The sequence below is a fragment of the Pseudomonas sp. MIL9 genome, from assembly GCF_016887925.1.
Classification (GTDB): domain Bacteria; phylum Pseudomonadota; class Gammaproteobacteria; order Pseudomonadales; family Pseudomonadaceae; genus Aquipseudomonas; species Aquipseudomonas mohnii.
Genome location: NZ_JAFEHE010000005.1, coordinates 174,388 through 199,069 on the forward strand (window position 1 = coordinate 174,388; position 24,682 = coordinate 199,069).

At 54.7% G+C, this 24,682-nt stretch carries 23 protein-coding genes and 1 pseudogene; 21 read left to right on the forward strand and 3 right to left on the reverse strand.

Annotated features, from left to right (window positions below; translation table 11 throughout):
- The first annotated feature begins 29 nt into the window (after positions 1–29).
- From JQF37_RS07375 to JQF37_RS07390, 4 genes are read left to right on the forward strand one after another with little or no spacing between them, the layout of a single operon-like run.
- On the forward strand, positions 30–2,345 hold the full coding sequence (locus JQF37_RS07375; RefSeq protein WP_204149579.1) for a hypothetical protein: 2,316 nt from the start codon (positions 30–32) through the stop codon (positions 2,343–2,345).
- Positions 2,329–4,431: an integrase gene (locus tag JQF37_RS07380; protein ID WP_204149580.1), complete on the forward strand. Its 2,103-nt coding sequence runs from the start codon at positions 2,329–2,331 to the stop codon at positions 4,429–4,431. Before JQF37_RS07375 ends, JQF37_RS07380 begins: the two co-directional genes overlap by 17 nt.
- A complete protein-coding gene (locus JQF37_RS07385; RefSeq protein WP_204149581.1) occupies positions 4,428–5,054 on the forward strand; it encodes a hypothetical protein in 627 nt (208 codons plus the stop codon). The genes JQF37_RS07380 and JQF37_RS07385 overlap by 4 nt, the downstream gene beginning before the upstream one ends.
- The gene (locus tag JQF37_RS07390) at positions 5,038–6,504 is read left to right on the forward strand and encodes a site-specific integrase (RefSeq protein WP_204149582.1); all 1,467 of its coding nucleotides are present in this window, start codon (positions 5,038–5,040) and stop codon (positions 6,502–6,504) included. Before JQF37_RS07385 ends, JQF37_RS07390 begins: the two co-directional genes overlap by 17 nt.
- Positions 6,505–6,641: 137 nt before the next feature.
- Here the strand turns inward: JQF37_RS07390 and hrpB are convergent, their stop codons facing one another.
- Positions 6,642–9,164, reverse strand: coding sequence for an ATP-dependent helicase HrpB (gene hrpB, locus JQF37_RS07395; RefSeq protein ID WP_204149583.1), 2,523 nt, complete (start codon positions 9,162–9,164; stop codon positions 6,642–6,644).
- Between the two features lie 329 nt (positions 9,165–9,493).
- Between hrpB and JQF37_RS07400 the strand changes: the two genes are divergently transcribed.
- The 3 genes from JQF37_RS07400 to JQF37_RS07410 all read left to right on the forward strand — a co-directional run bounded on the left by JQF37_RS07400 (position 9,494) and on the right by JQF37_RS07410 (position 11,218).
- The gene (locus tag JQF37_RS07400) at positions 9,494–10,429 is read left to right on the forward strand and encodes a hypothetical protein (protein ID WP_204149584.1); all 936 of its coding nucleotides are present in this window, start codon (positions 9,494–9,496) and stop codon (positions 10,427–10,429) included.
- A 398-nt stretch (positions 10,430–10,827) separates the two neighbouring features.
- Positions 10,828–11,019: an MbcA/ParS/Xre antitoxin family protein gene (locus JQF37_RS07405; protein WP_204149585.1), complete on the forward strand. Its 192-nt coding sequence runs from the start codon at positions 10,828–10,830 to the stop codon at positions 11,017–11,019.
- 34 nt (positions 11,020–11,053) lie between these two features.
- Positions 11,054–11,218, forward strand: a complete 165-nt coding sequence (locus JQF37_RS07410) for a hypothetical protein (protein ID WP_204149586.1) — start codon at positions 11,054–11,056, stop codon at positions 11,216–11,218.
- 112 nt (positions 11,219–11,330) lie between these two features.
- Here the strand turns inward: JQF37_RS07410 and JQF37_RS07415 are convergent, their stop codons facing one another.
- Positions 11,331–11,504, reverse strand: a complete 174-nt coding sequence (locus tag JQF37_RS07415; RefSeq protein ID WP_204149611.1) for an antitoxin Xre/MbcA/ParS toxin-binding domain-containing protein — start codon at positions 11,502–11,504, stop codon at positions 11,331–11,333.
- Positions 11,505–11,789: 285 nt separating this feature from the next.
- On the opposite strand from JQF37_RS07415, the pseudogene JQF37_RS07420 reads away from it, so the two are divergent.
- The 3 genes and pseudogenes from JQF37_RS07420 to JQF37_RS07430 form a co-directional block, all read left to right on the forward strand.
- Positions 11,790–11,993 (forward strand): annotated as a pseudogene (locus tag JQF37_RS07420) (metal/formaldehyde-sensitive transcriptional repressor); the annotation flags it as partial.
- 21 nt (positions 11,994–12,014) lie between these two features.
- On the forward strand, positions 12,015–12,611 hold the full coding sequence (locus tag JQF37_RS07425; protein ID WP_275424135.1) for an efflux RND transporter permease subunit: 597 nt from the start codon (positions 12,015–12,017) through the stop codon (positions 12,609–12,611).
- A 76-nt stretch (positions 12,612–12,687) separates the two neighbouring features.
- On the forward strand, positions 12,688–13,005 hold the full coding sequence (locus JQF37_RS07430; protein WP_239142512.1) for a hypothetical protein: 318 nt from the start codon (positions 12,688–12,690) through the stop codon (positions 13,003–13,005).
- Positions 13,006–13,264: 259 nt separating this feature from the next.
- On the opposite strand, the gene JQF37_RS07435 is transcribed toward JQF37_RS07430, so the two are convergent.
- Positions 13,265–13,804 (reverse strand): hypothetical protein, encoded by a 540-nt coding sequence (locus JQF37_RS07435; protein WP_204149589.1) that lies wholly within the window; start codon positions 13,802–13,804, stop codon positions 13,265–13,267.
- Positions 13,805–14,180: 376 nt separating this feature from the next.
- On the opposite strand from JQF37_RS07435, the gene JQF37_RS07440 reads away from it, so the two are divergent.
- From JQF37_RS07440 to JQF37_RS07490, 11 genes are all read left to right on the forward strand, one after another.
- Complete coding sequence (locus tag JQF37_RS07440) at positions 14,181–14,576, forward strand: hypothetical protein (protein ID WP_204149590.1); 396 nt, start codon at positions 14,181–14,183, stop codon at positions 14,574–14,576.
- Between the two features lie 101 nt (positions 14,577–14,677).
- Positions 14,678–15,121: a hypothetical protein gene (locus tag JQF37_RS07445; RefSeq protein WP_204149591.1), complete on the forward strand. Its 444-nt coding sequence runs from the start codon at positions 14,678–14,680 to the stop codon at positions 15,119–15,121.
- 119 nt (positions 15,122–15,240) lie between these two features.
- Complete coding sequence (locus JQF37_RS07450; protein WP_204149592.1) at positions 15,241–15,492, forward strand: DUF2933 domain-containing protein; 252 nt, start codon at positions 15,241–15,243, stop codon at positions 15,490–15,492.
- Positions 15,493–15,495: 3 nt separating this feature from the next.
- Positions 15,496–17,844, forward strand: a complete 2,349-nt coding sequence (locus JQF37_RS07455; RefSeq protein WP_275424136.1) for a heavy metal translocating P-type ATPase — start codon at positions 15,496–15,498, stop codon at positions 17,842–17,844.
- Positions 17,845–17,958: 114 nt separating this feature from the next.
- Complete coding sequence (locus JQF37_RS07460) at positions 17,959–18,231, forward strand: heavy metal-associated domain-containing protein (RefSeq protein ID WP_204149593.1); 273 nt, start codon at positions 17,959–17,961, stop codon at positions 18,229–18,231.
- Between the two features lie 267 nt (positions 18,232–18,498).
- A complete protein-coding gene (locus JQF37_RS07465; protein WP_204149594.1) occupies positions 18,499–20,364 on the forward strand; it encodes a copper resistance system multicopper oxidase in 1,866 nt (621 codons plus the stop codon).
- Between the two features lie 102 nt (positions 20,365–20,466).
- A complete protein-coding gene (locus tag JQF37_RS07470) occupies positions 20,467–21,306 on the forward strand; it encodes a copper resistance protein B (RefSeq protein WP_239142513.1) in 840 nt (279 codons plus the stop codon).
- Between the two features lie 77 nt (positions 21,307–21,383).
- A complete protein-coding gene (copC, locus tag JQF37_RS07475) occupies positions 21,384–21,770 on the forward strand; it encodes a copper homeostasis periplasmic binding protein CopC (protein ID WP_047528746.1) in 387 nt (128 codons plus the stop codon).
- A 3-nt stretch (positions 21,771–21,773) separates the two neighbouring features.
- Positions 21,774–22,712, forward strand: coding sequence for a copper homeostasis membrane protein CopD (gene copD / locus JQF37_RS07480; protein WP_204149596.1), 939 nt, complete (start codon positions 21,774–21,776; stop codon positions 22,710–22,712).
- A 150-nt stretch (positions 22,713–22,862) separates the two neighbouring features.
- A complete protein-coding gene (locus JQF37_RS07485; RefSeq protein WP_204149597.1) occupies positions 22,863–23,537 on the forward strand; it encodes a heavy metal response regulator transcription factor in 675 nt (224 codons plus the stop codon).
- 26 nt (positions 23,538–23,563) lie between these two features.
- On the forward strand, positions 23,564–24,421 hold the full coding sequence (locus tag JQF37_RS07490) for a transporter substrate-binding domain-containing protein (protein WP_204149598.1): 858 nt from the start codon (positions 23,564–23,566) through the stop codon (positions 24,419–24,421).
- Positions 24,422–24,682: the final 261 nt, after the last annotated feature.

Genomic DNA, 24,682 nt, shown 5'->3' on the forward strand with positions numbered 1-24,682 from the left:
TATCACAAGGATTACAGACGATCAATACTGTGGATAAAAATCTGACAATTATCAAAGGAGCCCTCGCTCTGGTGAATTATCCGTTCACCACCCTGCCCAATGACGTGATCGCCCTGATGCACCGCTGCTACGCCCCGATAGCCCGTGACGGGATGGGCCAGCTGACCAAGCTGTTCGATGCATACTGCGACATCACGAAGACCCCAGTCACCTACGTCGGGATGTCCTCGCCTGCTTTCGAACGCACCATCAGGGGCTTCCTGGGCGCTTTGTCAGATGACACCTTCGTTGAGATCACCCAAAGCTTTCGAAACTCGTACGCCCGTGAATTCGTGAGGCTCATCCATGAGATGGCCAAAGAGGTTCCTCTGCTCCCGACCTTCAAGGGCAAGGACGGCTGGCCAAAGCCAAACGCTGGCTACTGGGCTGCCGCCAAAGAAAATCTCGACCCACAAGCGGTCAGGTTCTGGAATGGCTGGCCCGTCGAAAGCGCCAAAGGCAAAACCAGCTATATCTCCTTCGCGAACCTCTGGATCTCTCACGGCGCGGAATTCACAGAGCAGGCTTACAAAGCCCTGTGCCAATGGACGATCAAGATGCGGCGTCCGAGATGCAGTGAGTTCAGTGCATTTCTGAACTTTGTATCCGAACGACCGGATAGTTGGCCCGTCGAAGCATTTCGAGACCCGATTCAGATCAAGCATCTGTTCCTGGATTTCATGGTCTGGTATTTCAACGACCAACTGGCGCAGGGCAACGACCTTGCGGCCTCAACCAAGTCTTACGCAGCCTTCATCAACCTGGTCAACTCGACAATGTTGTCCGGAGGTACTTGGGCCAAACCTTTCGCAGGCTCGTTGCCAAAACCTCAAATCATTAATGTGGCTGGTGAGGACACCAATAAAAAGAAGAACCGCAAAGGCGAGATCATCAAGTCAAAACTGATCACCGAAATTCCGTACCAGATTACCGACACTCAAGCTATTGAACTTCTATTCAAAGAGATCAAAGCTGACAACGATATTCTTTATCGGTGGGCTAATGCGCGAGCCTGGGAAACTTCGAACAACCAGAAAGCCAGAAACCGCCTAGCCAAGTCTGGAAATCCGGAAAAGATCATCTACCCCACACACTCTCGACCTGAAGATCTCAACCCCGCTGACGTATGCGCCGCATTCAATAAACACGGCTTTGACTACGTAAAACGAGACTTCTCCAAGCGCTTCGGGAAAAAAATGAACAGGGAGTTTTTGAATAGCTTCCTGCATGTTCCGACGCCAGATGATTTGTATCCGTACAAGCTCCTACTCGTCCATGCCTACCCGTGCATTACACAATCGTGCATCGACAACCTAGAGCTTTACGACAAGAAGGGCGATCTTCATGGGTTCGTGAAACTGGAGGGCTATTACCAGCTAACCGGCTACAAGGATCGCAAAGGCGGAAAGCTCAGCGAGATCAAGATCAAGCTGAAGCCTAGAGATGCCGTGCGAGTACGGCAGGTGATCAGGGCAACACAGCCCTTGCGAGAATATCTCCGGGAGCAGGGCGACGATGCCTGGCGGTACCTGTTCATCGCCTGCTCACGCGGACTGACGCACCCTACGCACATGACGCCAACCAATTGGAACGCAGGCACCCTGGCGACGCGTTACCAGCATCTCGTTGACGAGTTTTCCCACCACCTCAAGCTTCCGCAGGAAGAGGTGGAGGAATACATCTGCCGAATCTCGATCACGTCCCTAAGGGCAACCAGAGCGGTGCTGGTCTATATCGAGAGCAACAGCATCACCGAAACAGCAAAGGCACTGGGGCATACCGACGTGTCGCTGGATTTACTGAGCAGCTATCTGCCCGAGCCGATATTGGCATTTTTCCAGACCCGGTGGATTCGAGTCTTCCAGCGGGGGATCGTCTGCATGGCGATGAAAGACAGTAAGTACCTTCTCAGAGTCTCGAATTTCCAGACCATGGATGAGCTTCACACCTTCCTGGAGAACAACGCGCTCAAGGACATCCCCGAAAGCATGCGCGACCCGGAATTGCTCAAGAATCCGAAGCCAGCTAGGTCGTCCCCAGAGGATAAAGAAGCAGCCGACCGGGTCGTCATCTCACTCGACGTCGGCATCCTGACCACCTTGCTCTCGATTGAAGAAGCAGTGCGCCTCTCTACGCGCCGCGATGAGATCAGTGCTAAGGCACTCTACTGGGCGAAACTGAGCAACCTTTTGGTCAACGACATCACGGGCGGGAACGAGTTTGACCTTCAAGATTACCTGGCAACTGCACGCACCCAAATTGACTCAGCTCAAATGGAGAACCTCATCTATGCTGTTGCCGCCTGAACTCGCCTTCCTTGAACCACTCCTCAGAACGCCGCGCGAGGAGTACAAGTCAGCAGCTTGGCTATTGAATGATTTCGATAGCCCGGTGTGGCAGTATTCTTTTGAGTACAAGAAAAGCCCCAAGGAGCTGGACTGGAACGTCACGATGTCTGACGGCAGCTCACTGCTTGATGAAAAAAATAAGGCCACCCTGCAGGGGTTCAAGTACTTCCTGACGTCCAGCACTCGCAACGAAAGTGACACTGGCGAAACCAACGACCTAAAAGGGCAACAGGCAAGGCAATTCTGGCGTGCATGTCACATCATTGACTTCTTACTGCTCAACGATGCCAGGTACCGGATATCCAAGTATGGCCTGGCCGGGCTAACGGGCGGCAACTTGATCGAGTTGCTGGATACCCTATCAAAGAACACCTCCATTTCCGAGTCAGTCTACAACTGGACTCCGAGGCTCAGGGAATACTGCTACAGCCTGCTCAAAGAGACGAGCGAAAGCAAAATTGTTGAGACTCTCAAGGCACGCCCCCAGCTTCTAATCCTGACTAACGAACAGAAAGATGAGGACGAACTTGGCATTCCGTTCGATCTGATCCCTCCGATCCGTGCCTGCTTGTACATGAACGGGATGTACGGAAGCCCTCAGGTCGACTATGGTTATCAACCCAATACAATCAGCCTGTCTCAAGTCTTTTATCCGCAATGCCTGTGGGGCAAGAACCAGACCAAAACTGCACATAACATTCTAGGGTTCAACGACGACACGTCGATGTTCACGCGTGAATACCCTGGAGTGCCGGCGCACACCGCCGCCAATTCGCTGATGCGTGACCAGACCTACTTTGCCTATCGGTCGAGTCTCTACAACCTTGGAACCCTCCACGAGATTGGACTTCCCGCCCCTCAGGTTTCAGCCCTGGTGGAAGCTGACGCCCACGCTCCCAAGCTGGGAACAAAGGGTCGCTTCAGGACTGTGCCCTCCGACATGGTATTTACATCGCTGCGGCATGCGATTGAGTTCCATATTGAACATGGTGAGGAAATCATCAAGGGCTTTTGTCGAATTGCCCTGGAGTGCCAAAAGCGTAACGTCGCTCCATCGACCCTCTCAGAAATTGAAGTACAAAAAATTGTTGGCCCCTACCTGGTGAACCTCGGTGTCACGCAATTATCGCTGAGCTCGCGAATCATCGACACCAAAACATTACGCGAGTCGATCAAAGGGGATAAAACAAAGTACTTTACCAAACTCAGGAATAATGTAGGTCTTTACGACCTGCTTGCTACCTACGTGGGTGGAATCCAGTTGACGGTTGGCGTGCTCATGGCCCGCCGCGTCAGCGAGCTTTATACGCTCAAAGCCAACACCTGCTTGAGCGCATGCGGCGAATGGCTGTACTTCGGCAACGCAAAGAGCAGTAAACACCTGTTCGGCCATCGTCGCACCGAAGCACGACCGATCGAACCCATCGCTGGGGACATGATCAAGAACCTCGTCAAAATGCAGAAAATTCTTCTGCGTATCGGGTATATCAAGTCCTATAAAACGCTCTTTGCCCTCCCCCACATGCGTGGCCAACGAAGTTTGGTTGACACAGGCAATACTGCACACAACCGCAACCTGGATATTTTTTGCGACTATTTTGAGATGCCGCTCAATGAACTCGGCCAGCGCTGGTACCTGCGTCAACACCAGATGCGTCGCTTCTTCGCGATGCTGTTCTTCTATTGCGGAAGCTTTTCAAACATCGATACGCTGAGATGGATGTTGGGTCACACCGACATCAAGCATATCTGGAACTACATCACTGAAAGTACGGACGGTGCCATTCTCGCATCCGCTGCTGCGCAGCATGCTGCTGAAAACATCCACATTGGCAATACTGAGAACTTCAAAGAGCTTGTGGAGCTAATTAAAGAGCATTACAAGACCGACAACTACACGCTGATTGCCACCTCTGAACTTGAAGATTACATCAGTGATCTGATGAAGAAAGGCATGATTGAAATCGAGCCCGAATTCTTCACCGATACCGATGGCACCCACATGAAGATCGTTTCTCGCCTCAAGTACCAGGAGGCAGCATGACTGACAAGAAATCATCTCGCGCTGAAAGTGCCAGAGCGGGGGCGCTGGCCCTACAGCGCCTGCTGAGCCAGGTCATTACCACCCCTCACGCGTTTGTGGGGGATGAGGCGTTGATTGCCGCCCTGAAGACCCAAGGCGCCCTGGCAGGCCTTGATCGCGCTATGAATACCGATGACGGCCATGAGTTCAAGACCTTCCCTACGAGCCTGAACACCCTCAAGAAGTACAGTGATGAAGCACTGACTGGTGGATTCGACACCCTGAATACGCTTCGTGTTAAAGCCATCGAAGCGATCGAGCGGCATGAGCGGAAGAAAACTAAGAGCAACAAGCGCACGAAGGACGGATTGAAACAGCGGGTCGCCGATCATGAGCAGGAGCTCGACATGCTTCGTCAGACCAATTTCTTGCTCCTCCGAGCACTTCAGGAGTCGATGGGACAGATCAAAAGCATCAGCACTGTGAGTGATCCTTTAACCCGGGAGAAATGGGCATCGGATGCCATTTCAACACTTTTGGCCATTACCAGCCTATGCATCCCCCCGTTCAACCTGACCGACATGCCCGCGCAACAAAAATATACACCTTCGACGGTGACGGACATCAATGACTACCGCAAGTGAGTACTCAGATCGTACTTCCGAGAAGCTTTATACGCTTTTAGGTAAACACGAAACATTCGGTAGCTTCTCCGTCGATCGAATATTGATGCGCGATGCCACCAATATTCCTTTCATGAGCTGGCCGAATGGCTCACCCTGTATAATCGGCAACCTGTACATGCTCACCCTATTTAATAGAAAGGGGCGTGGCGGAGCACGCGGCCTATCACGCTCTGGCGACGGCGGAGGAACAATGGGGGACTACGCTGCCAAGCTTGGTCAGTTGCTGCGTCTTTGTTACCGCGATAGTCGCGATCCGGTAATGTTGAACGATGGAAACTTCGGGGACTATATCGAAGAGCTGCGGGTAGAGCCATCTCCAAAGAACCCTTCCGTAGCGAAACGCACTGAAGATTCGATCACCGAAATTGGCCGGGTATGGTTGGATTTCCTGGGTTTTGTGGGCCGCCTCCATGGTTACAATGATTTCGTATCCCCTGATGGCCGAATTCGTGCAGAGACGAAAACCTTTGAATTCATTGATGGGTTTGGAAACAAATCCAAGCGTACCTACTTGGTTCATCATTCTTTCGGCCCACCCGCGCGCCGAAAATCAAGGAACCCGATTACCACTGAGCAGATCATTTTCCTGAAAGAAACATCCAGAAAATCGCAAGACTCTAACTTCGTCAAGGCCAGGCGTTCGTTATTGATTGATGTCCTGACAGACACGGGCGCCCGGCGCTCAGAGATCGCCAATCTCATGATCGACGACGTTAAGACAGCTAAGGCAATGGCTCAGCCAACCTTAAGAATGACCACTTTAAAAAGAGGTGGTGAGAAAGTTTTCAGACAAGTCCCTGTAACACCAACCCTTCTTCAACTCCTGGACACTTTCATCGAAAAACAACGCAGAACCATCATGAAGCAAGTGTACAGGGATAGAAAGGATCATCGCTTCTTTTTCGTATCGGAAACTACTGGCAAGCCTTTAACCAGCAAAACGCTTTACAACGAAATATACAAAATCAAAACCCTATCGGGTATTGAATCGCAGATTTGCCCGCATATGTTCCGTCACCGATTCGTTACCGAATACTTTATCGACTTCGTTCAACAACATCAAATCAACAATCCTGATGACTTCCGCAAAACCCTCCTCCTTAACACAACCATTTTCAAAGAAGAGGTTATCCAGTGGACGGGCCACATCAATGCATCGTCCATAAATACTTATCTGCACTTGGCCTTGGCTGCGCTTAGTGATTATTCAGCCACGGTAACTTCCATTCATATCAAGCGCGCCATGGCTGGATACTTTATGCGTGAGAGAGAACTACGTCAGCGCTTGAAAGAAGGGATGCCTATTGATGAATACTCGATAGAGCTTGACCTCCTGCAATCACTGCACGAAGAGGATCTCGCCGTAGCTGAATTGAGAGGCGGGACACCTGCGACCGCGCGTGCGTAGGCATAAACGTTGTAGCCGCGACGCCAGACCAAACGCCAAGCAGTGAGCAATAGTCCAACAAAGGCCGAGCAAAAGCGTAGCAAAACCCAGGCAATGCCATAGGCAGCAACTCATCGGCTCCTGCCCCAAGCCAGTGATCACGTACCCCGAGGCTTCGCCCGCGCCGTGGCTTCCGCCACCAATGGATTTTCAGGCCAGTAGTGTTTGGGGTACCTGCCCTTCAGGTCTTTCTTCACCTCCGCGTAAGTCGTGCACCAGAAGCTGGCCAGATCCTGAGTAACCTGCACAGGCCGCCGCGCGGGTGATAGCAAGTGAAGCTTCAGCACCTGGCGCCCATTCGCGATGCGCGGAGTATCCGCGAGCCCAAAGAGCTCTTGGAGGCGAACAGCAAGCACGGGTGGCTGCTCGCTGTAGTCGATCCGGATATTCGAGCCAGAGGGCACCTGGAACGTCTGCGGGGCCAAGGCTTCGAGCTGTTTAGGTAGCGGCCACCGCAGTAACGCTGTCAATGCAGACGACAGATCAATCCGAGCGAAATGGCTCAATCGCGTGACGTCGGTTAGGTAAGGCAGGAGCCATCCTTCGAGCCCTGCCAGCAAAGCGGCATCAGTCACATCCGGCCAATCGCTGACACCCTGGCTGGCCAAATCGAGCGCCCGCATGAGCCCCACACGGGCTTGCCACTGGCGCAGTTCTGGCGTCCAGGCGAGAAGTTCAAGCCCCTTACGGCGCACATAGTTCAGCAAAGCCAAGCCGCGCGCTTCATCAGAGAGGTCGGTCAGGGGGGCGGTGGAGAGAACAAGCTCACCAATGCGGCGCTGGCGTTCCGCACGAAGGACGCCCTCGCGCTCATCCCAGTCCAGCTCATCGAGTTCGCAAACTTGATCGGCCAAGACACTCTCGAACAGATCCGGGTCGAGATCAGCTGCCAGGTAAATCCGCTCCTCGCGCTGCCCCTGACGGCTTCCCAAATCAGCCACCACCAGCCAAGCATGCTTCATGAGTGCGTCGACATCACCGAACATCGCCGCCCGACCATTGCTCAGGCGGTATTGCGCGCCGCCCGGATGCCGTTGTTGAGCGATACGATCCGGGTAGGCCAGCGCAAGCAGACATCCGACCCACTTCGGATCGTCATAATTTGTCACGGGTGTCAGCGGACGCCCCTGCAAGTACGAGCGGTACTGCCTAGATAGCTGCTTGGCTCTTTGACCATCCCGGTGCACCCGATGCCCTGAGAGTATTGCCAGTCGGCTATGAACATCAGCACCTCCCCCGCGCTGAATATCTCGCTCCCCCAATAGTGCTGCGAGATCAGACGCTTGCTCTGACAAGCCCAGTTCATGGCCGCGTATCAGCAGATGGGCAATGCGAGGATGGGCAGGTAGCTGCGCCATGGCCTGTCCGTGCTTCGTAAGTTGGCCATTTGAGTCCAGGGCTTCCAATCGCCGCAACAGGTCACACGCCTGTGAATAAGCAGCGGTTGGTGGCGCATCCAGCCAGTGAAGCTGATCTGGCGTTACACCCCAGCGAGCCAGTTGCAAGGCAAGCGCAGAGAGATCGGCTTGCTGAATCTCAGGTGCACTGAAGCTGGTAAGCTGCTCATGCTGCGATTCAGACCACAACCGGTAGCACACCCCTGGCTCTAGACGACCTGCCCGACCGGCCCGTTGAGTCGCGCTGGCCTTGGAGAGACGCTGAGTGGCAAGTCGAGTCATCGAACTGCGCGGATCAAAGCGAGGCACTCGCTCCAGGCCCGTATCGATGACGATCCGCACGCCTTCGATGGTGATACTCGTCTCGGCCAGGTTCGTGGCCAGCACAACCTTGCGTTTGCCCGTTGGTGCAGGCTCGATGGCCGCGCGCTGCTCGTTCAGCGAGAGCTCGCCGTAGAGCGAGCAGAGTAGAATCTGCGAAGCCTGTTCTGTGGATTGCTTGCTGAGCCACTCCTGCAGATCTTGATGTACCCGTCTGATCTCGGCCTGGCCGGGAAGAAATACCAGCACGCTGCCGGTTTGCTCCTCTAGCACGTCAATGCATGCACGGACGACGCGAGGCTCGACAAACTCTCCTTGTTGCGTGGGTTTACCCCAGACCACATCCACTGGGTACATCCGGCCTTCGCTAGTTACGATGGGAGCATCGCTGAGCATGGTGGACAGCCTTTCACCGTCCAGCGTGGCAGACATCACCAGCACCTTCAGGGGCGTGTCCTCGCGAAAGAGCTCGCGGCCATTGAGGGCGAGCGCTAGGGCAAGGTCTGCGTCCAGATTCCGCAGATGAAATTCGTCGAAGATAATCAGGCCAACGCCATCCAACGAAGGATCGTCCTGCAGCCGGCGTGCGAGGATTCCTTCGGTCACCACTTCAATACGGGTACTGGCACCCACCCTGCTTTCCAGGCGGATTCGATAGCCGACGGTTTCACCTACTTGCTCACCCAGCTCCTTTGCCATCCTTTCTGCTGCTGCACGCGCAGCAAGCCGGCGAGGTTCAAGCATGATAATCGTCTGGTCGGCCAGCCATTGCTCATTAAGCAGAGCGAGGGGTACTCGTGTGGTTTTACCAGCACCAGGTGGCGCTTGGAGCACAACCTCGTTGCGATCGCGAAGGGCTGTTAGGAGCGCTGGCAAGGCAGCGTCGATCGGCAACGAATTCATGTTCTCTCCGGCAATGATCCGGCGATTATACAGGCTGCCTAGGCGTTGAGCTGTAAGCGTCCGGCGAACTCACCCACAGAGCCCCCGTAAGGTGATGATGACGGAACCGGATGATCCCAGGTAGGCCCCAAGGACGCTAACGCCTTCGCAGCCCGATGACGCAGGCGGGCGAGCTGGCGAAAGGTTGAAGGGCCTTCGGCCAAAGTGCGTGTCTCGTATTCACTCATCCACATATTAGGGTGACATCATAGAGCCGCTACGTCAGACTTTCTTGGCGGGAATTTGGCTGTCACCATCGGCGGCATCAACTACATGGAATCGGAGTCGTTATGAATGGATTGAAGCCTCAGTTCTGGGAGCAATGGGAACAGCTCTGCTGTTACTTTATGCAAGAAATTGCAAGCAAGCACGGCCACTCGGTCGGCTATCAATCCTACGGCAGTCGAGGCCAAAGCCAGCATGGCGTCGACTTAGTGCCTAAAAATTCGCCCTTACCTCTGGTAGGTCAGTGCAAGATGATTGAGACCACCTTCACTTGGAAAGACGTACTGACTGAGGTCGAAAAGACCGACGGCTACGCGGGTGCGATCCAGTGTTACGTGGTGTTCACGACAGCGAACAGGCACACAACCATTCAGGATCAACAAAACAGCGGCGTTGTGTATCGCCACACCCGACCCGATGGCACGACCTTCCCAGTTATTGTCAAACATTGGGCGGATTACGAGACAAGTGATCTCAGCTTCGTTCCTGCCAATGTCCTCCGGAACATCTTTCCGAACGCCTTTGATTTAGCGGCGATGGTACGGCCGCCATCCGCCGACGAGTACATCACCTCGCTTAGGGCGCTGCAGAGCTATGTCCCATCTCGCATCACCATGGCAGATCTAACCTGGCTAGAAACTTATGATTTCAGCGTGGGCTGGATGCCTGAGCGGGCGTTCGACCCATTCCAATATTTGTATATCGACCTCCAGCGGGTAGAGGACGCTCTGCGGCTAGGTCTAACAGACCTGCTGCACAGTGCCGGTTACCCCGAAGTCCAGGCGACGTTGCTCGCAGGGAAGGAGTTCTATTCCGCACTGAAGGAGTTCGTAGAGTCTGTAAAAGCTCACATCGTTGGTAATTGGGCAGCGGACGGCACTTCGATTCTCACCGTCGTCGATCTAAATGGCTGGCAGCGATTAGCACGCCAGTTCGGGAGCAATGCTCAATACCTTGCTCAGGTCTACCGTAGGGCGGTGCTAGGTCAGCAGGGTCAGTAAACGGCAACTGTCCAGATGCTCCCCGTAACAGCGCAAGTCTCTCCAGGGCCTGCGCTTCCGGCGCTCTCAGGGAAGTCCCTAAAAGAGCATCCCTACCAACAGACCATCAAGCGATATCGCGCAGGACACCATGAATTTATCCCTGGCATGACCGGTAAAAATCCAACACCACATGGAGATTCGGCATAATCATCCAATTCACCTTGCATAGGCTCAACCAGCACATCAGCGCTTCTTTGAGTTAGACCACCTAAGCTACAAATTCATGATCAAACGCATACTGATCATCAAACGTGGCATCAAGGCGTTTCGGGAACACTGCGCCAAGGCCCCGGCATCGGCCTCGACCGCAGGCTAAAAACCAAGCAGCCGCCGGCAACCCTTATGAGAGCCAGAAGATGAACTACGTTGAGCGAATTCAGCTGGAAGCCGAACGGGTCTTTGGCAACAAAATGAAAGCCGACACCTGGCTGGCTCAACCGAAAACCGCTCTCGGAGGCAGCACGCCACTGGAGCTCTCTCGCACAGAAGAGGGATACGAACTCGTAAAGGCTGAGCTTGAAAAACTCAGCCACGGATACGCCTGCTAACACGAGCCCCCTCCTCCAAAACCCCGGACTCAACATGATTGTTTTTGATCTCAACACAAACGATGCGGAAGCCCTGCTCAGGCACGCCGAAGAATTCAATCCAACATCAGGCGATCCCCGCGAAGACGCTCGACTGCGAGAAGCGTTGCTCGAATTGAAAGAAGCTTTGGTGTCACACCTGAATTGTTCAGATACCTAACCTGTGTTCCCTTTTTCCTAGATCTGCAGTTGATTGAAATAGGGTTCCAGCCAGACCTGCATTTCGGGTGCGGTTGTCGAACACGGTGCTCTCAGGATCATCCTGTCACCACTCAAACCACTACCCCATGCTCCAATAGTCCAATCAGATCCATGACGGCCTGGGTCTCTACCCTAGTCGCGATCATGTCCAAGGGCGCCCTTGAGTTAACCCCTCGCACAGGTGACCTCATCCATTGCCTGGCAGCACAACGATCACCCTCGAACAGCACAATTGCCGCATTCAGTACGTTAACAAGCGCTTGACTGAATCATCGACCGGATCTCACTGGGCTTATGCCAGTCAATGTAGGAGGCACACTTGAAAGTGTGCGTTAGGCGTTGAAATCATCTGCTCAGGTTACTTTGCTCGCTGCCAAAGCACAGCTTACTGAGTGGGCTTAGGCTGGTCATAAGGCCTGGCTCCTAATCAGCTTCCGCCTACATCTATGACCCGAAAAACCACACTGTTGAATCAGTCACTGCAGGTTTCAGCGACTAAATAATCGTCGTTGCACACACGACTTATGGGGCTAGAGAAGGCGTTGGAAAAAGAGGTTGAATGCATAGCGGTGCTTCAACAAATCGCTGCGATCAGAGGTGCCGTTAACGGCCTAATGACAGAAGTGCTCGAAGGGCATATTCGGGAGCACCTTGGGCCTGATGCCGTTTCTCCAGAAAGCAGACAAGAAGATGTCGAGCAAGTCGTCTCCGCTCTGCGCTCTTACCTCAAATAGCCACAGCATTGAGACACTAGGGTGCCCAAGGGAACCTACGTCTTGTTTGCTGGAGAGGAACAAGCCCGTGCGCAATCGCAACAGGACTTACTGGTTTACACAGCGGCTGCCATTATCGGAATCATCCTGCTGCTATTCCTTGCCCTGAAAAGCATGCGTGCGCTGGTCTTAGTCCTGGTAAACCTGCCCTTCGCCCTGGTAGGGGGTGTATTGACCGTGTTGGTTTGCGGTGGAAACTTGTCATTGGGATCACTGGTCGGGTTTGTCACCCTCTTTGGTATCACGCTGCGCAACTCCATCATGCTCATCTCACATTACTCACACCTGGTGAATGAAGAAGGCATGACATGGGGCCCCGAAACAGCGCAACGGGGTGCAGCCGAGCGACTTGTACCGATTCTGATGACAGCCGTGGTGACCGCGTTGGGACTGCTACCTTTGGCACTCGCTAGTGGCGCTGCTGGCAACGAAATTGAAGGGCCTATGGCTATCGTTATCTTGGGAGGATTAGTGACCTCGACAGCACTCAACCTGTTGGTGTTACCAACTTTGGCGTTGCATTTCGGACGCTTTGAAAAGCGCGTCGAAGAGTTTCCCGCTGCCGTGGCCCCTGCGTAACAACGATTGGGCGGCTTATCGGGAAAACACGTACATTTGATCGCCTCATCACCGACATTGCATAGGCAGCCTGCGAATGATGACGTCCCTAGCCTCATCGATCATTGAGTTTCTCAAGGCGAATCCGCATGTTGCCTATCTGGCGGCGTTTCTTCTGGCACTTTCTGAGTCAATCCCGATTATCGGCGCTGTCGTTACAGGAACAGCCGTGATCCTCGCGCTCAGTGCCTTGGTGCCGAGCGGCGCATTGCTCCTCTGGCCATTGCTGGTCGCCACCACATTAGGTGCCATCGCGGGTAATGGTCTTTCGTTCTGGCTCGGGCATCGATACCACCGCGAGGTTCTTGGTTTCTGGGCATTGAACCGCCACCCTGAACTGATTCAGAGCAGCTAGGCCTTTTTCGATCGCCACGGTGCCAAGAGTATATGCGCCTGTATTCAGGGGAAACTTCGGCATGAAGGCTGCATTTACTTTTATCTCAGCCCGCCTAGGGGCTGATTCACTGTGTTAATTCGTAGCCCTATCACATCAACCGCAGCCGCCTCGGTATTGGCTGCAGAGTCTAGTGTTTTACGTAGGTTTCGTGCTGATCGGTTCACTTCTGCAGCATTCATGAATAGGGCTTACACCCTATTTCGGCTTGCGATATAAGTTATTTACCTTGCACCACTCGAATATGTGCATGGCTGATGGCTTTGTAGACGCGAATCAATCTTAAAAGCGGCCACCAGTCATATAGAAAAATCTGCAGCGGCCGCCACATTGCCACCCAGCCAACGATCACTAGGCTTTCGCGTGCCATGCCGACTACAGCGCCAGTACCCAGTTGGCCAATGACATCCACGGCAATCAGGCAAAGGGTAACAAAGGCGATGCCGATCACCAGGCTGATGCGGCCATCTCGAAGGAGGTGTTTTAACTCACTGCGCGTGAGGTCTGCCTTATGATCAAAGTAATTGTGGATTGCCTCAATCATGATTGCGCTTGGATCGCCCTCTGCTGGTAGGTGTTCAAGGTGGATTGTGATACGAAGCCGGCTGTCCGACGAAAATTCCGCAGCCCAAGTTTCAATGAACGCTTCAGCTTCGCGATCGAGATCCTTGTTAAGAAAAGGTGTCGGATCCATCGAGTTAAACAACTGCCCAAGCTCGCGTACTCGAAGTTGAAGGTGATGCTCAGGTTTTTTTCTCATGGCACTTACCGATTGTCCTGCATTGGCAGTTTCGAGTTGTGCGACTCGCTTTCGCTGCGCCTCAGTCCTTACGCAGCGCTCTGATCGCCGCCGGCATCAACGTCAAACCTTAGCTCCAATTTGCCTACAGCCTGCCGATGAAAAGCCGGCGAGGATGGCCTGCATCCAAGAAAGCTGAGTTTAGTTTTGCCGAAATAAACCGACTCGGGAAGATTGCACTCTCGGCATCATGACCACCGCAACACCTGCTTGCCGAGCAACAGCCTTGCTGCCCAAGCGCACCTAAAAACCCACTTACCTGATTGAAGTCAACTCTGCGACTGCCTGGATGTCTACACTGGAACAACTAGGGACTAACAAGCCCGTGGAGCACGTCATGTATTGGTTCCGTCATCACTACCGCAATCTTTTGCGACTCACCCTAGGGGTGTGGGTGTTGGCTGTGATCGTGACGGTATTTCACGGCTGCCTGGTGCAGCCGCAGCACAGCCTGAGTGCAACGCACGAGAAGCCTTCCACGCTGCAACAGGTGGATGAACATGCGCTGCATGCCAGCGGCTGCCTTAAGCATTGTGCCGATGCAGCAAACGCGATCAGTCCCGCATCGCAGATCCCGACACTGGATCTCGCCAGTTTGGCGCTTGCCTTGCTGTTACCTGCGATGCTGCTGCTTATCCCCGCTCAAACATTAACCTTCGCTGCACTCGCACTGAAGCGCCCCGCGCCATCGGGGCCTCCAGCCCGCCTGATATTCGTCCGTTTCAACGATTAATCCGACTTTCAGGGAGGTCACACCGTGGCCGCTCTGCTTCATTGCGCCAATTCGGCGCGGCTTAGTAGTTCCTACTTATCTCTAAATACCCGGAGTTCACCATGCAAACACAATTGAAACTGGTTCTTGCCGCCATTTTGGCCAGCAGCGTCTTCATGGCTTCTGCCGAAGATGAACATCACCCTGCCGACGCACCTGCCAGCGCAACGGCTGCCAGCGCACCGTCCGAGTCGGCGATGAATAAAGCGATGAGCGAGCAAATGCAGAAAATGCAAGCGGCTCATGACAAAGCTGCTGCGGCGAAGACGCCAGCCGAACGGCAAGCAGCTATGCAAGAGGGCATGAAGACGATGAAGGACAGCTTGGCAATGATGAGTAAGCAGCAAGGTGCTGCTGGTTGTACGGGTATGGAGATGGGCTCAGGGATGGGGATGTCTGGCTCCAAGGACGGTATGGGTATGGGCATGGGTAAAGGAATGATGGAGATGATGATGAAGATGATGGATCAGCAGTCGTCGATGATGGACATGCCAATGAAGAAGTAACGACCGCTATCCACCCAGGATTGCGGCGCTTGCAATGCAACGGCGGTGTCACCATGGCCAGCATGGCTAGAGCGACACCGCCGTACTACTCGATAGAACTCCCTCAGGAGTACAAAACCATGATGAATTCAGCACATTCAGCTAAAACCTCTCCAGCATTTTGGAGGAGCAAACCCGGCATAGCGCTGGGCATGCTGTTGGTGATCGCGCTGTTTTATCTGGCCAGAGAACACTACGGCCATATGCTGGGCTTACTGCCTTATATGATTTTGCTGCTGTGCCCGCTGATGCATTTTTTCGGGCACCACCACGGTGGACACAGTCATCACGGCGAAAGCTCAGACTCAACCAAGGATGCGAACAGGAGTTAGCCCATGCACGCCCCTGAGCTTCGTCAAGACGACCCAATACAAAAGCTTGAACCCACCGGTTCCCATGATCCGGTCTGCGGCATGGCCGTCAGTAGCGAAAGCCAGTTCAGTACGCAATATAAGGGGCAAACCTACCGGTTCTGCAGCCAGAAATGCCAAACGACCTTCAGGGCAGAGCCTGAGCGATATCAAATATCTCCGACTGAAATTGAACACATCCATCAGGCACCAGCAGAACCGTTGACCGTTGACACTGAATACACCTGCCCCATGCATCCGGAGATTCGCCAGATTGGCCCCGGCGTCTGCCCCAAGTGCGGCATGACCTTAGAGCCGGTGATCCCGGAATTGGAGGAAAAAGAGAACCCTGAACTCAAGAACTTCACCCAGCGCTTCTGGTGGACATTGCCACTGACAATAATCGTCACCGTTCTGGCCATGGGCGGCCATGCCTTAGTGCTGTTTCACGGCCCCACGCAAAACTGGATCGAGCTGGGACTGGCCGCACCGGTGGTGCTTTGGGCTGGTTGGCCATTTTATGTACGCGGCGTGCGCTCGGTGATTCAGCGAAGTCCGAACATGTGGACGCTGATCGGCCTTGGCACGGCGGCGGCCTTTCTTTACAGCGTTGTGGCGACCCTGGCCCCCGATGTATTCCCCAGCAACTTCCTGATGGACGGCCGTATCGGCGTCTACTTCGAAGCGGCGGCTGTGATCATCTCACTCACCCTCCTCGGCCAGATGCTTGAACTCAAGGCGCGCTCGCAAACCTCGGCCGCCATCAAGTCGCTGCTTGGACTGGCCCCGAAAACTGCCCGACGGATCAATGCCAACGGCACGGAAGAAGACATCCCCCTGACGCACGTACACAGCGGCGACACGTTACGTGTGCGACCAGGCGAAAAAGTGCCTGTCGACGGTCAGGTGCTGCAAGGCGAAAGCGCTGTGGATGAGTCGATGCTCACTGGCGAACCGATACCGATCATGAAGAGGGCCGGCGACGCGCTGATCGGCGCCACTCTCAACATCCACGGCAGCCTGGTGATGCAGGCGCAGAAGATAGGGTCGGCCACCCTGCTCGCACAAATCGTGCAGATGGTTGTTCAGGCCCAGCGCTCAAAGGCGCCGATGCAACGCCTGGCTGATGTAATCGCCGGTTACTTCGTGATTGTGGTGATTACTATCGCCGCGCTGACTCTACTCGGCTGGGGACTGTGGGGGCCCGAGCCGAGCTGGGTGTTCGGACTGATCAACGCTGTCGCGGTCATGATCATCGCCTGTCCCTGTGCCCTTGGCCTGGCGACACCGATGTCAGTCATGGTCGCCACCGGCAAGGCCGCTGGCAGCGGCGTATTGTTTCGCGATGCCGCCGCCATCGAAAACCTGCGCAAAATAGACACCTTGATAGTCGACAAAACCGGCACCCTCACTGAAGGTCGACCAGCGTTCCATAGCGTCGGGGCCGTACCCGGATTCACTCAGGATGAGGTGCTGCGCCTGGCTGCGAGTCTTGATCAGGGCAGCGAGCACCCGTTGGCCCGCGCCATCGTCGATCAGGCACGCGCCGCAGGTCTGACACTGAGCCCACCTGAAACCTTCGAGTCGGCTTCCGGTATTGGTGTAAGCGGTCAGGTTGAAGGTCGCCGCCTGCAATTGGGTAATACGGCGCTGATGCAGGAAGCCGGCGTCGCCACTGAGCGCTTGCAAGCGCAGGCCGAGAAGCTACGCGGCGACGGTACGAGCATCATGTACCTGGCAGTCAATGGCGCCCTGGCGGGTTTGCTGGCTGTAGCCGATCCCATCAAACCCACCTCGAAGCTGGCCGTCGAGCGTCTGCAGGCGGATGGCGTCAAGGTCATCATGGCCACTGGCGACGGCCTTACCACTGCGCGCTCGGTAGCTCGCCAATTGGGCATTGAGGAGGTGCATGGCGAGGTCAAACCGCAAGATAAAGAACGTCTGGTTGCATCTCTGCAGCAAGCCGGACACCGCGTGGCGATGGCCGGCGACGGCATTAATGATGCCCCCGCGCTGGCTCGCGCTGATGTCGGTATCGCCATGGGTACTGGCACTGACGTGGCGATGAACAGCGCTCAGATCACCCTGGTCAAAGGCGATCTGCTCGGTATCCTGCGTGCTCGCAGCCTGTCAGTAGCAACGGTGAGAAATATGCACCAGAACCTGACCTTCGCCTTCCTTTACAACGCCATGGGCATCCCGCTGGCAGCCGGCTTGCTCTACCCGCTTACCGGTCACCTTCTGTCACCGTTAATTGCCGCACTGGCCATGAGCGTGAGCTCGGCGTCGGTGGTATTCAACGCGTTACGCCTGCGCCAGGCTTCCATTAATTGAGTGAAAACGCCCGCTTGACCTTGCCATGGCAGCAAGGTTGAAGATAAGCCAACGTCGCAGAAAAGCTGAATGCCTCAGTCTTTGCTTGATGCATTTTGTTATGAGGAGTCACCGATGAAAACCGTTGAACTGCAAGTCCAAGGCATGAGCTGTGGCTCATGTGTCAAACACGTCACCGAAGCGCTGCGCCCACTTGAAGGCGTCAGTGACATAGCAGTGGATCTACAAGCCGGACGGGTGAAGGTCAGTGGCGATTCGGACAGCCCTGCGCTGCTTACAGCCCTGCAGGACGCTGGCTATCCAGCACAGCTGGTGACAATGGAAAGCGTAGCGAGTAAGAAAGCCTCTGGTTGTGGCGGGAACGGTGGCGGTTGCTGCTGTCGGTAAGCGATATTTTTAAACGGCAATTGACGACTACGTCAGGGCTAACCTGACACGGCCTATCACAACAAGACAAATCTATCGATGCTGCCCAATCGCAGCGCAGCCAAACTGCCATTGCTAACCTGACGGAAATGTAATCACGCGCCGCCTGATGATATGACATCTTGCTCGCAAAATGGCGGCTGGCACCGACTCTCTGAAGCGAGCCATGGCCCTACTGTGGCAGCGGTTTCGTATCTGCCTGCACTCCGACTTACTGGATACCCCTCCATGCATTCCAGAACATCAAGACGCACTTTCGTGAAAGCCTTGGCTGCAGGCGGGGTACTCGCAGGCTTTGGGCTGTGGCGCAGCCCGGTGTGGGCAATTACCAGTGAGGGGCAGCCGAATGTGCTCGCTGGCACTCGTTTCGATCTGACTATCGGTGAGATGGGGGTGAACTTCACTGGCACGCCCCGCACCGCCATGACCATCAACGGTAGCCTCCCTGGCCCGATATTGCGCTGGCGTGAAGGCGATACGGTGGCGTTGCGGGTCAGGAACCGGCTCAAGGAAGACACCTCGATCCATTGGCACGGCATCATTCTGCCGGTGAACATGGACGGTGTACCGGGCCTGAGTTTTCACGGCATCGAACCGGGCGGCCTGTACGTTTATTCGTTCAAGGTCAAACAGAACGGCACCTACTGGTATCACAGTCATTCCGGGTTCCAGGAGCAGGTCGGCGTCTACGGCCCCTTGGTCATCGATGCAAAGGATCCCGAACCCTTCAGCTATGACCGCGACTATGTGGTGATGCTGTCCGACTGGACGGATGAAGACCCAGTTCGGGTCATGAAGAAACTCAAGAAACAATCTAGTTACTACAACCTGCACAAGCGCACCGTCGGCGACTTCATTGATGACGTCAGCAAGAACGGTTGGTCTGCCACCGTCGCGGATCGAAAGATGTGGGCTGAAATGAAAATGAACCCCACCGATCTTGCTGACGTTAGCGGCGCCACCTACACCTACTTGCTTAACGGGCAGGCTCCCGATAGCAACTGGACAGGTATTTTTAGGCCCGGAGAACGGCTACGCCTGAGGTTCATCAACGGCTCGGCGATGAGCTACTTTGACGTGCGTATTCCTGGGCTGAAAATGACTGTCGTCGCCGCAGACGGGCAGTACGTGAAACCGGTGAGCGTTGATGAGTTCCGCATCGCCGTGGCCGAAACCTTTGATGTGATCGTCGAACCCACCGAAAACGCATACACCTTGTTCGCCCAGTCGATGGATCGTACCGGTTTCGCAAGAGGTACTCTGGCTGTACATGAAGGGCTCTCAGCTCCTGTGCCTCCCCTGGATCCACGTCCGTTGATCACGATGAGCGACATGGGCATGGGTGATATGGCCGGCATGGATCATGGCGATATGAAGGGTATGACCCAGGACTCGATGCAAGGCATGGAGGGTATGGATCACAGCCAAATGTCGGCCGGCGACGACAAAGGCATGCAGGGTATGACGGGCATGGACGGTGGATCGATGCAGAGCATGGATCATAGTCAGACGCCAGGCTCGGCAGACACGTCAGGTCACTCGATGTCGGGCATGAGCAGCATGGACTCGATGGAGCCTCACCCGGCCTCGGAAGCGAATAACCCGCTGGTCGACATGCAGGCGATGAGCCCCACACCGAAACTCAACGATCCTGGCATGGGATTGAGAAACAACGGTCGCCGGGTACTGACCTACTCAGACCTGAAGAGCACCTTCGAAGATCCCGATGGCCGCGAACCAAGCCGCACCATCACCCTGCACCTGACCGGACACATGGAAAAATTCTCGTGGTCTTTTGACGGCGTCAAATTTGCGGATGCCGAGCCACTTCATCTCAAATATGGAGAGCGCATCCGAGTGGTTCTAGTCAACGACACCATGATGATGCATCCCATTCATCTGCATGGCATGTGGAGTGACTTGGAGGATGAGAACGGTGACTTCATGGTTCGCAAGCACACCATCGACATGCCGCCTGGCACCAAACGCAGCTACCGCGTGACCGCCGACGCCCTGGGGCGATGGGCGTACCACTGCCACCTGATGTACCACATGGAAATGGGCATGTTTCGCGAAGTCCGTGTGCAAGAGTAGGAGCCAGACATGAACTTCGAAAGAACCGCTAAACCGCTACTCGCCGGCCTTGCCATCCTGGGGATGGGTGTCATGCCATTTGCATATGGGCAGACCGAGCTGATGCAAGGCATGGACGGCAAACAGATGCAGGATATGGATCATTCCCAAATGCCGGGTATGGATCACTCTCAGATGCAGGGCATGGATGACAGCCAGATGCAGGGTATGAAACCCGCAGCGCCCCAGCAAAGCCGTACACCCATTCCGGCACTCACCGATGCAGATCGCGCGGCGGTGTTTGAAAGCCATGCCGGCCACCAGATGCACGACAGCTCGATCAACTCATTTTTCCTGATCGATCAACTCGAATGGCAAGACGCTGACAAGGGCAGTGCATTACGTTGGGAAGCCAACGGCTGGATTGGCGGTGACACGGATCGTCTCTGGCTGCGAACCGAAGGCGAACGAACCAATGGCGTGACAGAAAGCGCTGAGCTTCAGGCACTCTGGGGACACGCCGTGAGTCCCTGGTGGGACGTGGTCAGCGGTGTGCGACAAGACTTCAAACCAGGTGCACCCCAGACATGGGCGGCACTGGGGCTGCAAGGCATGGCGCTTTACGACTTCGAAACTCAAGCTACCGCTTACCTGGGCGAGGCTGGCCAGACCGCGATGCGGCTCAAGGGCGACTACGATATTTTGCTGACCAACCGTTTGATTCTGCAGCCCACTGCTGAAATCAACCTCTATGGCAAAAACGATCCACAACGGGTCACAGGCTCCGGGCTGTCGGACACCGAGGTTGGCCTGAGACTGCGCTATGAAGTACGCCGCGAGTTCGCACCTTACATCGGCGTGACCTGGAACCGCGCCTACGGCAAAACAGCGGACTACCGCCTTGAAGAAGGCGAAGACAAGAGCGATACGCGCTTTGTCGTCGGTGTGCGAATGTGGTTCTAAACCTGATCGATAGATACACCCCACATCCAGTCAATCAAAAACACCCCACCCACGGCCCAAGCCGTCAGGAGCCTTGCATGTCATCTTTTAAAGCCCTCGGTGTTGTCGCTGCACTCAGTATCGGTTTGTTGTTGAGCGCTGCTGCCCAGGCGCATCCAAAACTACTGTCCTCTACCCCGGTCAATGGCACCACCGTGGCTGCACCGGCAAAAATCGAACTGAATTTCTCAGAAAAGCTCACCACCCAGTTTTCCGGCGCGAAACTGATCATGACCGAAATGCCGGGCATGTCCGCCCACTCCCCTATGGGTGTCAAAGCGAGTGTCGCGGGTAGCGCCGATCCGAAAATGATGGTTATCACCCCGGCAGCACCGCTCACACCTGGCACATATCAGGTTGAGTGGAGGGCGGTTTCTTCCGATACCCACCCGATCACAGGCACCGTGACCTTTAAAGTCAAGTGATCCATGGACGACTCAATCTACATTAGCCTTCGCTTCGCGCTCTATATCGACCTGATGCTGCTCTTCGGGCTGGCACTGTTTGGCCTGTACAGTCTCAAAGGAAAGGAACGCGCAGACGGTGCCGTGTTGAATTTTGGGTCGTTACTGGGGGTAACTGCCCTTATCGGCATACTGCTATCGATGGCGGCCATGCTCCACATGGCCAAGACGATGAGCGGTATGTCCAGCGTCATGGAACTGCATCACCACATCCTGCAGATGATGCTGATGGACACTGACGTCGGGTTGACCTGGATGGCCCGAATAGCCTCGTTGACGGTGGCTGTCATCGCCGCGACTCTCAATCGACGAGCCCCGGCATTGAGCCTCTGGCTGGTCACATTGTGTGGGGCCATCGCCCTCTCGACGCTGGCCTGGACAGGACATGGCGCTATGGATGAAGGTAGTCGACGCTACCTGCATTTCACCAGCGATATTGTCCATCTTCTGGGTGCAGGCAGCTGGTTGGGCGCTCTCGCTGCATTCGCGCTGTTATTGCGCTCAACCCACCTCACAGGCGATCTGCAGATACGGTTGCTGGCTCGAACGCTGACTGGTTTCGAATCAGCGGGGACGCTTATCGTCGCAACCCTGGCTATCACCGGGATCGTCAACTATCTGATGGTTGTCGGGCCAGCATTCGAGACGCTGACATCCAGCACGTACGGGGCCCTGTTGTCTTTGAAGGTCTTCTTGTTTGCGGGGATGCTGGTATTTGCGGCGGTGAACCGCTTTCACCTGAGCCCGCTGCTTGAGCGATCCATTCAGTCAGGTACTCACACCATCGCCATCAACGCTTTACGGCGGAGCATGATTCTAGAGTTTTCGGTCGCGGTGATCATTATGGGCCTGGTTGCCTGGCTCGGCACACTCAGCCCAGAGATGGAGATGTCAGCTGAGTAACCCGTGAAGTAAATGCAGGCAGTGCTTCCCAATATTCTATGTTGAGCCTGTGCGTCCGCGCTGAGTCGGCTGTAGAAACTACATCAGCTTGTATTGAGGCATCGGTTTTGGCCGCAAACTGCTGCAATACAAATCGTGGAACCTGCCAATATGAAACTCTTGGTAGCTGAAGATGAACTGAAAACTGGAATTTACCTGCAGAAAGGCCTCACCGAGGCCGGTTTCAGTGTTGACCGCGTCATAAATGGTAACGACGCTCTTCAACTCATTCTGGAAAGATCCTATGACCTGCTCATCTTGGATGTGATGTTGCCTGGTCTCAATGGTTGGGACGTCCTGAGAAAGATCCGTGCCGCAGGCGCAAGCGTGCCAGTGTTGTTCCTCTCAGCTCGGGATGGCGTAGAAGACCGAGTTAAAGGGTTGGATCTGGGTGCTGATGACTACATGGTCAAGCCTTTTGCGTTCTCCGAGCTACTTGCTAGAGTCCGAGTCTTGCTGCGTAGAGCAACCCCTCCTTCCAGTCAGACCCATTTAACAATTGGCGATCTTGAGCTTGATCTACTCAAACATCAGGCGTTTCGCGGAGGGAAACGGATTGACCTAACGGCGAAAGAGTTTTCGTTATTGAAATTTATGCTCCAGCACCGTGGTGAGGTTCTTCCTAAATCACTCATTGCATCACAGGTTTGGAATATCCACCTTGAGAGTGGCACCAATGTGATCGAAGTTGCTGTGCGCAGACTACGAGCAAAAATTGATGACAATTTTGAATCCAAATTGATTCACACCTCACGCGGCATGGGTTATGTCATCGACATATCTTAGATCAAATCTCGCGCCTGTTTTTCACTATGACGAAAAGCTTTGGCCCATCCACCTTCGGTGGATTCATCGATTCAATAAAGCCTGCCATGTATAAAAAAAAGACTGGTCACAGAATGTGGCCAAATATTGCTCTGCCCCTTCTGACCTGCACACTACAGCTGCTGACAGCGAGCGCCTGCATCGCACAGGAGGCGCACGAGACACTGACGATCATGGTGGAAGATGCCGCCGCGCCATGGTCGAAGGGTGACGGAACAGGTTACGCCAATGACGTAGTCATCGCCGCCTTCAAAGAAATGGCGGTAGAGGTACAGCTAAAAGTCGTGCCGTATTCACGCTGTAAGTACATGGTGCTCAGTGGCCAGGTTGCCGCCTGCTTCAACATGAGCTGGCAACCCGAATTCGAGGGCAAGATCAAGCTGGCTGAACAGCCGATCTTCAAAGTACGTAATGACATCTTCGAACATATCAATGCTCCCCTGCCGAAGCCTCCAGATGGAAAATGTGTTTTGCCGCCCGACACTGTCGTTGGCATTACCAGAGATTACGAATACTCAGCCCAGGTGACGGCACTCCAGACCTCTGGCGTGGTGCTCGAAAATTCACTCTCGGATTTAACAAGCCTGCAAAAACTCGCCGCTCGGCGTTTTCAGGCGGCATTGGTCATGAGTAACGACCTTGAGGCCAGGAACCAGAAAGCCATACAGTCCGGCACAGAAGATGTGGTGCGCTTCGCCTTCAATTGCGGAGTGGAAAACTCGACGTTAGGCTTTAGCCTGGCTCATCCAGACGGATTGCGAGCGCTGGAAATGTATGACGAGGGCTATCGACGCATCAAGACCAACGGCGTCCTCAAGGATATTCACATGCGCTGGTTTCCTTAGCTTCATGATTGCCTTGACTAAGCGACTGCGATGTTCAGGAACAACGTAGCAAGAGTAAGCAGCTCAAGCTTCTGGGGACTCAGTCATCGCAACTCCTTTGCGTCCCAGTTGTTTAACGCCATACATGGCCTGATACGCCGCTTTAAGCAGCGCTTCGCCACGCCATGGCGGCAGCCCTTGAAGAGCAGGCGCTCGAACAGTGTTGGCGCCAACACCGAATTGACCTACGTGCCGACGCAAGACTGACCCATCTCCAATCGG